At 62.9% G+C, this 11,761-nt stretch carries 8 protein-coding genes; 1 reads left to right on the top strand and 7 read right to left on the bottom strand.

Going from position 1 to position 11,761, the window contains the following annotated elements; all coding sequences use genetic code 11:
- Window positions 1-126 precede the first annotated feature (126 nt).
- From NKJ73_RS12610 to glmM, 4 genes are all read right to left on the bottom strand, one after another.
- On the bottom strand, window positions 127-1,302 hold the full coding sequence (locus NKJ73_RS12610; protein WP_352569602.1) for a phosphoserine transaminase: 1,176 nt from the start codon (window positions 1,300-1,302) through the stop codon (window positions 127-129).
- A gap of 182 nt (window positions 1,303-1,484) precedes the next feature.
- Entirely contained in the window at window positions 1,485-2,234 is a 750-nt protein-coding gene (locus tag NKJ73_RS12605; protein ID WP_352569601.1) for an outer membrane protein, read from the bottom strand.
- A 234-nt stretch (window positions 2,235-2,468) separates the two neighbouring features.
- Entirely contained in the window at window positions 2,469-3,308 is an 840-nt protein-coding gene (locus NKJ73_RS12600) for an outer membrane protein (protein ID WP_352569600.1), read from the bottom strand.
- Between the two features lie 225 nt (window positions 3,309-3,533).
- The gene (gene glmM / locus NKJ73_RS12595) at window positions 3,534-4,886 is read right to left on the bottom strand and encodes a phosphoglucosamine mutase (protein WP_352454889.1); all 1,353 of its coding nucleotides are present in this window, start codon (window positions 4,884-4,886) and stop codon (window positions 3,534-3,536) included.
- Between the two features lie 874 nt (window positions 4,887-5,760).
- On the opposite strand from glmM, the gene NKJ73_RS12590 reads away from it, so the two are divergent.
- Entirely contained in the window at window positions 5,761-6,423 is a 663-nt protein-coding gene (locus NKJ73_RS12590) for a hypothetical protein (protein WP_502897737.1), read from the top strand.
- Window positions 6,424-7,011: 588 nt separating this feature from the next.
- On the opposite strand, the gene ftsH is transcribed toward NKJ73_RS12590, so the two are convergent.
- From ftsH to ybgF, 3 genes are all read right to left on the bottom strand, one after another.
- Entirely contained in the window at window positions 7,012-8,937 is a 1,926-nt protein-coding gene (ftsH, locus tag NKJ73_RS12585) for an ATP-dependent zinc metalloprotease FtsH (protein WP_023677989.1), read from the bottom strand.
- A gap of 106 nt (window positions 8,938-9,043) precedes the next feature.
- Window positions 9,044-10,474: a tRNA lysidine(34) synthetase TilS gene (gene tilS / locus NKJ73_RS12580; RefSeq protein WP_352569625.1), complete on the bottom strand. Its 1,431-nt coding sequence runs from the start codon at window positions 10,472-10,474 to the stop codon at window positions 9,044-9,046.
- Window positions 10,475-10,531: 57 nt separating this feature from the next.
- Window positions 10,532-11,641, bottom strand: a complete 1,110-nt coding sequence (ybgF, locus tag NKJ73_RS12575) for a tol-pal system protein YbgF (protein ID WP_352569598.1) — start codon at window positions 11,639-11,641, stop codon at window positions 10,532-10,534.
- Window positions 11,642-11,761 lie beyond the last annotated feature (120 nt).

Raw genomic sequence — 11,761 nt, 5'->3', positions numbered from 1 at the left:
CGCCGGGGTGGGGTCGTTGCGGCCGGATGCGGCCAAATCTTTTTCTTTCTGGATGGCGGATCGTTGAGCGGGTGGAGGCGACCCCACCCGGCCCTTCGGGCCACCCTCCCCTCGAGGGGGAGGGAGTCAGGCCGCCGCTTTGAGCGACGCCTTTTGCGCGGCAAAGGCCCAGTCGAGCCAGGGCAGCAACGCTTCGAGATCGGAGGTCTCGACTGTCGCGCCGCACCAGATGCGCAGGCCGGGCGGTGCATCGCGGTAGGCGCCGATGTCATAGGCGACGCCTTCCTTGTCGAGCACCGAGACAATTGCCTTGGCGAACGCAGCCTGTCCGTCGGCGTCGAGTGCAGCGACTTGCCGGTCGGTGAAGGAAAGGCAGACCGACGTGTTCGAACGCGTCGCCGGGTGTACGGCAAGATGGCCGAGCCAGGAAGATTTCCCGACAAAGCGATCGAGAACAGCGGCATTGGCATCCGCTCTGGTGACCAGCGCGTCGAGGCCGCCGATCGACTTCGCCCAACGCAGCGCGTCGAGATAGTCCTCGACGCACAGCATCGACGGCGTGTTGATCGTCTCGCCCTTGAAGATGCCTTCGATCAGCTTGCCGCCCGAGGTGAGACGGAAGATCTTCGGCAGTGGCCAGGCCGGCTTGTAGCTTTCCAGGCGTTCGACGGCGCGCGGGCTGAGGATCAGCATGCCGTGCGCGCCCTCACCGCCCAAGACCTTCTGCCAGGAGAAGGTGACGACGTCGAGTTTCCTGAAATCGAGCTGTTGCGCAAAGGCCGCCGAAGTGGCGTCGCAGATGGTCAGGCCCTTGCGTGTGGCCGGGATGAAGTCGCCGTTCGGCACGCGCACGCCCGACGTCGTGCCGTTCCAGGTGAAGACCACGTCGCGGTCGAAGTCGATTTTGGTCAGGTCCGGCAGTGCGCCGTAGTCAGCCTCTAACCTGCGCACATCGGCGAGCCTCAGCTGCTTGACCACATCGGTGACCCAGCCGGAGCCGAAGCTCTCCCAGGCCACCATGTCGACGCCGCGCTCGCCGAGCAGCGACCACAGCGCCATTTCGACCGCGCCGGTATCCGAGGCCGGCACGATGCCGATGCGGTAATCCGCCGGAACCTGGAGGATTTCCCGCGTCAGCTCGATCGCTTGTTCGAGCTTGGTCTTGCCGATCTTGGCACGGTGCGAGCGCCCGAGCGCGGCATTTTTGAGCGCCTCGACCGACCAGCCGGGGCGTTTTGCACAGGGACCTGAGGAAAAATTGGGATTTGCCGGACGGAATCCGGGCTTCGTATGCGTCGTCATCGTGGTCTATCCTTCCAGATAGTGGCCCCTCGTTGGGGAGGGGTGGCCCACGGACGGCGATATGCGTTCAGGCTTTCGGCGTCAAGGGGAAAGTTTTTGTCCCTGCCGGGATATTGCCGGCGGCGAAACCCAAACGGCGGGCCTACGACCCGCCATTGTCAACGCCTCGGCTTCGATCGAGCCTACCAGAGATCGTAGCGTAGTCCGACTTTGACTTGATGATTGTTGATTCCTTTGCGGATCGGAAAGGAAGTCAGGCTCTCGGCAGTCACATATTCGGCGTCTGGCGCGGAAAAATACTGATAGCCCAGATCGACTGAGACGTTCTTGGACACTTGGTACGCAAGCCCGGCATTCAGCGTGTAGGCGAAGGAGTATTGGGTCTTGTTGTCACGCAGGACGAAATCGTCGGTGGGGTCGGCGTTGTCGGTGAAGTAGCTCGCCGAGAGGCGACGCTTGCTCTGCACGATACCGACACCAGCGCCGAGATAAGGTGTGATTCCGACATAGGTGCCAAGATCGACATAGCCATTGAGTATGCCTGAGAAGGCATAGTTCTTCAGGGTCGCCGATGCCACGGTCGTTCCGTCGTTATAGCCGACGTCGATCTTGTTGCCGGGAAGATAGCCCACATTGAGATCGGCGCGCAGATAGTCGTTGAAATGGTAGCCGAAGCCGATGCTGGCGAAGATGGGATCTTCCTTTTCGTCGAAGCTCGTGGGTGTAAAGGCGAAATGCTCATCCTTGAAGCTCTTCTGCACCAGATAGGAGACATCGCCACGCAGATACCATCCCGAGCCAACCTCGACCGGTACATAGTCGGGCGCCTGGTCGACATAGACCGGCGGTTCGTAATCGGCGCCAAGCGCCGGCGTCAGCGGCATCAGGACGACTGCTGCAAGCGCCAGTGCTACAGGCGATTTGGATGTCATGGTCCTCGGCTCCCGAACTTGGCGCATTCGCGATCGCGCGCGCCGTTTCAGGCAGCATTGTTAACCATAGTGGTTAAGTGCGGGTTAAGGATAACAAGGCGTTAGCAATTGATTTGGTCCGTTTTCGCTCCTCGAGCTGGACGGTGTTACAGGGCAACGCAGCATCTTTAGGCAGCCAAACGAAACCGCCCGGCATCAGCCGGGCGGTCGACGAATTCCTCGATTTCGAAGCGACTACTTCGTGTAGACCGGCTCGGGTTCCGGGACGTAAGGCTCCGGCGGCGCGCAGTCCGACCTGCCGAACTGGTAGCGCAGGCCGCCGCGCACTTCGTGCACGTTGATGCCGCGGTCATAGCCCGGGCCAACATTGCTATCCGAAGCGTAGTCGAACATCTTGCCGCCATTGATGTGGCTGAAGCGGTAGCCGACGTCGAGTTTGACGCGGTCGGTCAGGCAGTAGGAGGCGCCCGCCATGGCAGCATAGGCAAAACGCCAGCCTTTGCCGCCGTGATGCTCGAACTCGCCGTCATCGTCGACGTTGTGGAGTGTATCCCACTTAACCCAGGCGCCGCCGATGCCGGCACCGGCATAAGGCGTGACGCCATGCCAGGTGCCGATGTCGACATAGGCGTTGGCCAAGAGCAGCAGCGCCGAATAGGACGAGGTGTCGACGGATGTGCAAGGAGTTTGTAATACGCCGCAGAAGCCGTTGGTCGAGCCGCGGAATTTGGACTTGCTCATCCAGTCCAAGGTGAGATCGGTGCGGAAATGCTCGTCGATCTGGTAACCAACACCGCCGCCGGCCGAGAAGGCGCCATCCAGCTTGCCTGTATCGAACTTGCCGGGACTCTGGGGCGCCACACCGTAGGTGATGTAGTCGCCACCACGAAACTTCGACCAGTGATAGTCGATGTCGCCACGGATATACCAGCCGCCAAAGTCGGCCGGCTGCTCGTAGGCAACCGGTGGCGGCGCCTCCTCGACGACGGGCGGCTCGACGAAATCGGCGGCGAATGCCGGCCCGGCGCCGGCAAACAGCGCGGCCAGGAGAGCCATTCTTGCTGTGTTGAACATGCTTATCACCCCTGAGAACCCTCGAACGGCGAACGCGCCCGAAATGTGATTGACCTCAGTTGTGGATAATGAATCGGAAAGGTTAAAAGGCGTTTAACCGTATTGATTAACCACGAATCTCTAAAAGTGGAGCAATCTGGCGGCCGTTGCTGCAGGCGAGCTGGCCGCGACCCAATAAAAAAGCCCGCCGGCAAGGCGGGCCTTTGAACCGATGTTGGAGGGAGATCAGGCGGCGCTGCGCGTTTCCGAAATGACCTCGACGATGTCGTTGACCACGGACTCGACAAGCTGCGGGTCGTCGCCCTCCGCCATGACGCGGATGAGCGGCTCCGTGCCGGATGGCCGGATGACCAGGCGCCCGGCCTTGCCGAGGCGATTGCGCGCATCTTCGATCGCCGCCTTGACCGGCGCCTCCTCCAGCGGCTTGCCGCCGGAAATATGCACATTCTTCAAAAGCTGCGGCACCGGCTCGAATTTCTTCGACAGTTCGCTGACCGGCCGGTTATGCCGCTTGATGCAGGCGAGCACCTGGAGCGCCGAGACGAGCCCGTCGCCGGTAGTCGAGAAATCGGACAGCACGATGTGGCCCGACTGTTCGCCGCCGACATTGAGCCCATGGGCACGCATGTGCTCGACGACATAGCGGTCACCGACCTTGGTGCGATGCAACTGCAGGTTCATGTCGCCGAGGAAGCGTTCGAGGCCGAGATTGGACATCACCGTCGAGACGACGCCGCCGCCGGCCAGCCGTCCGTTCTGGTGCCAGGATTCGGCGATCAGTGCCATGATCTGGTCGCCATCGACGATCGCGCCGTTTTCATCGACGATGACGACGCGGTCGGCATCGCCGTCGAGCGCAATGCCGATATCGGCGCGCACCTCGTGCACCTTCTTTTGCAGGCCGGCCGGATGAGTCGAGCCGCATTCCTTGTTGATGTTGAAGCCGTTGGGCTCGACATTGATGGCAACGACCTCGGCGCCGAGTTCCCACAGCGCGTCGGGCGCCACCTTGTAGGCGGCGCCATTGGCGCAATCGACGACGATGCGCAGGCCCGACAGCGACATCGAGCGCGGCAGCGTGCGCTTGGCGAATTCGATATAGCGGTCATGCACGCCGTCGACGCGTTTGGCGCGGCCGAGCCCATCGGAATCGGCGAGCGCCAGTTCGATATCCTTGTCGAGCATCCCCTCGATACGCTCCTCGATCTCATCGGACAGCTTGTAGCCATCGGGACCGAACAGCTTGATGCCGTTGTCGTAATAGGGGTTGTGCGAGGCAGAGATCATCACGCCGATATCGGCGCGCAGCGAGCGCACCAGCATGGCAACAGCCGGCGTCGGGATCGGGCCGAGCAGGAAGACATCCATGCCGGCGGCGCACAGGCCGGATACCATCGCGTTCTCGATCATGTAGCCGGAAAGCCTGGTATCCTTGCCGAGCACGACGCGGTGGCGGTGGCTGCCGCGCTGGAAGGAGAGGCCGGCGGCCATGCCGACCCGCATGGCGACCTCCGCCGTCATTGGAAACTTGTTGGCTCGCCCACGAATGCCGTCCGTACCGAAATAATGTCCTGCCATGTTCGCCAGCTTCCCGATGGTTCTTTCCGAGCATCTCATGCCATAAAATGGCCCAAGCCCCGTCATCACATTGTATGATTATGGACGACCAATCCTTAGAAAATTATTGTTTTGTGTGTTTTGCGTCACGCTAGTGTGTTGATTTTCAAGTTCCGAGCCCTTGTTGCGGCAGCAACATCAGAAACGTCAACTCAAACCTCATCTGGATCCTTTGGTCTGTGGCAGTGTGGCCTTGAACCCGAATCCGCATCGTGCTGCTCCAGACAGCGGTAGGCTCAGGTCCGCCGCACCCGCCGATTTGACTGGCTGTCATGCGACGCAGTGTCCTCGCTGGGAACCAGCCATATGCGCGCTCTCCGTGCAATGCACCCGGACGAACTTGGCCGGGAGACAGTCCCGGCAACGAATTCATCACCTTAAAGAAAAGAATGCACTTCTAAATTTGTCTCTACGCTACTTAGCATCTGGCGCAACCAGCCGTTGAGCGCTATTGCTGCACTGGGACATATCATGAACCGCCGTAGGGAGAAAACGCATGCTCATCCACCGACTTGCCACTTTGACGGGTCTTGCCGTCGCGACCTTATTCCTGGCCGCGCCTGCCAACGCGCTGACCATGGCCGAGTGCAGCACCAAGTATAATGCGGCCAAAGATGCGGGAACGCTTGGCGGGCAGAACTGGAACCAGTTCCGCAAGGCCCAATGCGGCACCGACGCCACCGCTGCTACGAACGATCCCGCCCCAGCCAAAGCCACGGCCAAGGCCGCCGACACGACCAAGGCAGCCGCCGCCGACGATGCGGCGCCGGGCCTGACGGCGAAGGAGTGCAGCACCAAATACCAGGCCGCCAAGGCTGCCGGCACGCTCAACGGCATGAAGTGGAACGATTTCCGCAAGACCCAGTGCGCCGCCGGCGCGACGGCAGCCGCACAACCCGCCGCCACGACCAAAGCAGCGGCGACCAGCAGCGATGACGCGGCGCCTGGGCTGACGGCCAAGGAATGCAGCACCAAATACCAGGCCGCCAAGGCTGCCGGCACGCTCAACGGCATGAAATGGAACGACTTCCGCAAGAGTGAATGCGCCGCCGGCGCAACTGCAGCCGCACAGCCTGCCGCGGCACCTGCCAAGGCGACGACAGCCGCCGCGACCGATACCGGCAAAGGCCTCAGCATGGCGGATTGCAGCGCCAAATATCAGGCTGCCAAGACCGGCAACACGCTGAATGGCATGAAGTGGAACGACTTCCGCAAGAGCCAATGCGGCGCCGGCGCAGCCGACGACGACACCCTGCCGGCTCCCGACGCCAAGTACACCGGCGATCCGCAACCGCCGACAATCACCGCCCCCCAGGGTGTGAAATTCCCGACGGCGGTCTCCAAGAAGTATGCAACCGAGACCCCGGCCAAGGGCCGCATGCACACCTGCCTCGACCTCTACTACGCCAACAAGGACGCCAACACGCTGGGCGGCCTCAGGTGGATCCAGAAAGGCGGCGGCTTCTACAGCCTCTGCAACGCCAAGCTGAAGAGCTGACCGGCGCCACCATCCGACGACATGAGCCCGCGAGCCGCAAGGTTCGCGGGCTTTTTTGTTGCATGCTGCCGCGCGTTCAGAAGAGGCGGCATCGGCCGCCGCTCTAGACTAGCAATCTCCCCCTCGTGCGGGGGAGATGTCCGGCAGGACAGAGGGGCACTGTCCAGGGCACTGTCCCGCCGACATCGATGGTCGCCAGCACGCGCCACGTCGGGTCGAAGGAGCCTGAAATAAAAAAACCCGCCTCCGTGGGCGGGTCGGCGGCGCCAATTGGCACCATACTCAAATTAGTAGCATACCTGCCGGCACAAAGCAAGAACAAAATGTGGCGCCGTCGGCAAAAAATGCGAACTTCATTCTCCGGCGCGCCTTGTCGATCTTCCCGAAGTCGTCAACGAGGACGATAGAAGGCCCCATTCCTTCGCGCCCCTCTCTGTCCTGCCGGACATCTCCCCCACGAGGGGGGAGATTGGCCGTTATCGTCACTTTCGCCAATTTCCAGCGATGCAGGAAGGGTCGCATTCCCCAAGAGAAAACGCCGCGGTTAGAGCCGCGGCGTTTCGAAGTCGATCTGTCCTGGGCCGGAGCCTAGCTTGATGGCTGGGGTTCCATGCCGCCTTCGGGCTCGGGGCCCTTCTTGCGGCGGCCGGACTTCGGCACGGCCGAGCCGCGGCTCGGCGGCGTGTCGTCGCCAAGGTCGCGCGCGGGCTTATTGCCGGCGATCAGCTGCTTGATCTCCTCGCCGGACAGCGTCTCGTATTCGAGCAGGCCCTGCGCCAGCGCGATCCATTCCTTCTTTTTCTTGGTCAGGATGGACCTTGCCGTCGAATAGGCCTCGTCGATCAGCCGGCGCACTTCGGCGTCGATGATCTGCGCCGTCTCTTCCGAGATATTCTGCGTGCGCGCCACCGAATGGCCGAGGAACACCTCCTCCTGGTTGTCGCCATAGGCGACATGGCCGAGCTTGTCGGAGAAGCCCCAGCGCGTCACCATGGCACGCGCCAGCTTGGTCGCCTGCTCGATATCGGAGGAGGCGCCGGAGGTGATGTTCTCCTTGCCGAACTTGAACTCCTCGGCGACACGGCCGCCCATCATGATGGCGAGGCGCGAGATCATGTATTTGTAGCTCATCGAATAGCGGTCGCCTTCCGGCAGCTGCATGACCATGCCGAGTGCCCGGCCGCGCGGGATGATGGTCGCCTTGTGCAGCGGATCGGCCGACGGCACGTTGAGTGCCAGGATGGCATGACCGGCCTCGTGATAGGCGGTCAGCTCCTTCTCGGCCTGTGTCATCGCCGACGAGCGGCGCTCGGCGCCCATCATGATCTTGTCCTTGGCGTCCTCGAATTCGGCCATGGTGACGAGGCGCTTGTTGCGCCGCGCCGCCATCAGGGCGGATTCGTTGACCAGGTTCATCAGGTCGGCGCCGGAAAAGCCCGGCGTGCCGCGCGCGATCACCTTGAGGTCGACATTGGGCGCCAGCGGCACGTTGCGCACATGCACTTTCAGGATCTTCTCGCGGCCGACGATGTCGGGGTTCGGCACCACCACCTGGCGGTCGAAGCGGCCCGGCCTCAGCAGCGCCGGATCGAGCACGTCTGGCCGGTTGGTGGCGGCGATCAGGATGATGCTTTCGTTGGATTCGAAGCCATCCATCTCGACCAGCAGCTGGTTCAGCGTCTGCTCGCGTTCATCATTGCCGCCGCCGAGGCCGGCGCCGCGATGGCGGCCGACCGCGTCGATTTCGTCGATGAAGATGATGCAAGGCGCATTCTTCTTGGCTTGGTCGAACATGTCGCGGACGCGGCTTGCGCCTACGCCGACGAACATCTCGACGAAGTCCGAGCCCGAAATGGTGAAGAACGGCACGTTGGCTTCACCCGCGACCGAGCGGGCGAGCAGCGTCTTGCCGGTTCCGGGAGGACCGACGAGCAGCACGCCGCGCGGGATCTTGCCGCCGAGCCGCTGGAATTTCTGCGGGTCGCGCAGGAACTCGACGATCTCTTCCAGATCTTCCTTGGCTTCGTCGACGCCGGCGACGTCCTGGAAGGTGACGCGGCCATGTGCTTCGGTCAAAAGCTTGGCCTTCGACTTGCCGAAGCCCATGGCGCGGCCGGAACCGGACTGCATCTGGCGCATGAAGAATATCCAGACGCCGAGGATGAGGATCATCGGCAGCCAGGAGATCAGGGTGCCGAACAGCGAATTGGAGCCGTCGGATTCAGGACGCGCATTGATGGTGACGTTCTTGTCCTGCAGGCGCGAAACCAGCGACGGGTCCCCAGGCGAATAGGTCTGGAAGCCGTTGGAACTGTCCGTGTAATTGCCGGAGATACGGGCGCCGGCGATGGTCACCGACTTGATCCGTCCCGCCGCGACTTCCTGCAGGAACTGCGAATAGGGAACATCGCTCGAGGCTCCACGCGTCTGCGGCGTCTGGAAAAGATTGAAGAGCGCGATGAGCAGGACCGCTATGATCGCCCAGAGCGCGAGGTTGCGATAATTCGGATTCATCAATTGTCCCGTTGGCGCCCGCTGGGCGGACACGCGTCGTGAGAGGAAACTTGGCCCTAACATAGGGAGAGCGTTCCCCCTTGCCAAGCATAACAGCAGGTCTCGGTTAAGCTTTCGCCCGTGGTAGGCCGGCACTGTGGCCGCCGAATGGCACGGCTGGAACGGGCGCCGCGCCAAGCAACGCGGCGACGGCATCGGCCGGCGCCAGATCGAAGGACGGCAGGAAACGGGCGAAGGGCGCGACTGCCGGATATGCGGCGACAGCCGCCGGCATCGGGCCTTCCCCGGGCAAACCCGGGCCTTCCCCGAGCAAACCAAGGCATTCGCCGTCCCGCCAGAGCGCCGGCTCGGCGGCCAGGGCGGCACATACAAGGCTTGCCGGCGTGCCATGCCCTTCAATTGCCCGCTTTGCGGCAAGAGCCGCCCCGAGCGGTGCCACCAACGGCGGCGCGATCAACAATGCACCTGAACTGTCGCCCAATGTGATCCGTCTGCGGCCGTCCCACAGGGCATTGTCGGAAACCGCAACAGCGGGCGGCAGATCCCGCAATTCGCGGTGCAGAAAGATGCCGGTACGCCGGGCATCGATCACGGTCCGCGACAATGTGGCACAAAGCGGCCCGGTGCGGAACCGGCCGAAAAGGGCTTCGCTGCGGGCCTGGTCGGGAAGGAAGGCGGTGCCGCCGGTCGCCGCCAGCAGGATGCGCAGCGCATAAATGGCCGTCCGGCTGTCGGCGGCCGTCGCAAAATCCCGATCGAGGCGGACGAGGCCGGCGGCCGGCCTGGAGGCCAAGCTGCGGATCAGCATGGCCGCGCGATTGCCCAGCTGCTCACGCTCGGCCGCCGCCTTTCTGGCCAGCGCCATAGCTTCAGCCATGCGAGGCGCATCGTCGCCTTCAACAAGTGCTGCGCGGACGCGCGGCCGCTCGAAAGCAGTGTCGGCATTGGTCGGATCTTCGATCCAGGCGACCTGTTCGCGTTGCAGCAATTCGCGCAGCTCAGCACGCCGCACGCCGAGCAGCGGCCGCACGATCCAGTGCCGCCAATCGTAGAGGGTTGCCGGCGCCATGCCGGCAAGGCCCCGCCCTTCGTCGCGCGGCCTCTCCTCACCTGGCCCGTCGTCACGTGCTTGCCGCATCAGCACGGTCTCGGCCTGGTCGTCGGCGGTGTGGCCGGTCAGGATCAGGCCGATGCCTGCCGCTTCGGCGGCCTCGGCGAGCAGCCGGTATCGGGCTTCGCGCGCGGCGGCAGGCAGGCCGGTCGATGGTTTGTGCCCCGACCAGGCGAGGACGCGATGGGCAATGCCGCGCGCCGCGCACAGCCTGGCCACGGCTTGCGCTTCCGCTGCCGCTTGCGGCCGCAATTGATGATCGATCGTTACCGCCAGCAATTTCGTTGCCGGGGCGTTACGGTCGAGATGGGCTTTGAGGAGGAGGAGAAGGGCGGTCGAGTCGCTGCCGCCGGACACGGCCGCAACAGCGCCGTTGGAAAAGTCGATCCGCGAAAAATCCGGAAGGTCAGGCTCGGTGTCGAGCATCATGCATGTCGCCCAAAAGTGGGCCCGGTTTTGGGGCAACGACATGCAAAGGAAAAACTAGCACGCCGCGAGCGCCCTTTCCTGCTTGACCCGCTCCTTGAGCGCGCCGGAAATATCGGGGTAGCGCTTGCCGATCTCGCTGAAAGTGGCACAGGCCACGTCGCGCTGCTTCAGCCCGACCAGTGAAACGCCGAGTTTCAGCAGCATGTCGGGCGCCTTCTTGGCCTTGGGATAGTCCTTGCTGGCAGCGAGGAAAATCTCGGCCGCATCGCGGTATTTCTGCTGGCCGAGCAGCGATTCACCGAGCCAGTAATGCGCGTCCGCCGCCTTGGCGTCTCTGGGAAAACGGGCGATATGGTCGCGGAAACCCTGTTCGGCGGTGCTGTAGTCGCCCGACAGGATGAACTGGTAAGAATTGCGGTAAAGCTCCTCCGGATCGTTGGTCGACGGGAGTGCCGCGACCACCGTATCATCGGATTTACCGGCCTTGTTGCCGGCTGCGCTGGCGCCGTTGGCTGGGGCCGTATTCTGCTGCGGCGCATTCGCTTGCGCATTGCCGTCGGCTTCGACGACATTGCCGTTTTTGTCGACGGTGATGGTGCCGAACGTCTTGGGCGGCGCGCCGGGGATCAGCTTGCCGGGATCGCCGTTGGGCGATTCGACGATGACGTCCTCGACGCTCTTGTCGCCGTCTGCCGCCTTGCCCGCATCGGCCGGAGCCGGCGTCCCCGGCGCCTCCGCCACGTTACTGTCGCCGTTGGGGCTGTCGCTGCTAGGCGCCGCCTCGGACTTCTTCTGCTCGGCCGGCTGCTGCGCGCCTTGCGGACCGCCTTCCAACTGCTGGAAGCGGAATTCGTTGTCTTCCTGCTGCTTGCGGATCTGCTCCTGCATCTGCAGGACCTGGAAATTGAGTTCCTCGATCTTGCCATTCATCTGCCGGAGCTGTTCCTCCAGCGCCGGAGTGCCGGTGCCATCCTGTTGCGCGAATTGAACCTGATCCGGCTTTTTCTTTTCGCCGAAAATGCCGGGCAGTTTGATCGTCGGCAGGTGGAAGGAAAAACCGCTTTCCGATGACTGCCCGGTGCCGTTTGCCCCGTCAGCAAGTGCCGCGATACTTGATACGAGCAGCAGCGCAAGCGTACCGCTCAAGACCGATCTGAAATGCATGTGCCTCTCGCCGTGAAACCATTGTTGCGCGCCTCTCATTCGAAGTAGACCAGTCAACTGGGGACTAGCCAGACGCTCTCGGCTCTTAACAGGACGTGAGACTTCGGCCAAATTTTGTTT

Source organism: Mesorhizobium sp. M0074 (genome assembly GCF_040322975.1).
Lineage (GTDB): Bacteria > Pseudomonadota > Alphaproteobacteria > Rhizobiales > Rhizobiaceae > Mesorhizobium.
This window is presented reverse-complemented; position numbering and strand designations above follow the sequence as displayed.

Bases quoted from the DNA above. Each gene is read 5' to 3' on its own strand.
- NKJ73_RS12610 (WP_352569602.1), bottom strand. From the start codon at position 1,302: ATGACGACGCATACGAAGCCCGGATTCCGTCCGGCAAATCCCAATTTT.
- NKJ73_RS12600 (WP_352569600.1), bottom strand. From the start codon at position 3,308: ATGTTCAACACAGCAAGAATGGCTCTCCTGGCCGCGCTGTTTGCCGGC.
- ybgF (WP_352569598.1), bottom strand. From the start codon at position 11,641: ATGCATTTCAGATCGGTCTTGAGCGGTACGCTTGCGCTGCTGCTCGTA.
- glmM (WP_352454889.1), bottom strand. From the start codon at position 4,886: ATGGCAGGACATTATTTCGGTACGGACGGCATTCGTGGGCGAGCCAAC.
- NKJ73_RS12605 (WP_352569601.1), bottom strand. From the start codon at position 2,234: ATGACATCCAAATCGCCTGTAGCACTGGCGCTTGCAGCAGTCGTCCTG.
- tilS (WP_352569625.1), bottom strand. From the start codon at position 10,474: ATGCTCGACACCGAGCCTGACCTTCCGGATTTTTCGCGGATCGACTTT.
- ftsH (WP_023677989.1), bottom strand. From the start codon at position 8,937: ATGAATCCGAATTATCGCAACCTCGCGCTCTGGGCGATCATAGCGGTC.
- NKJ73_RS12590 (WP_502897737.1), top strand. From the start codon at position 5,761: ATGAAGTGGAACGATTTCCGCAAGACCCAGTGCGCCGCCGGCGCGACG.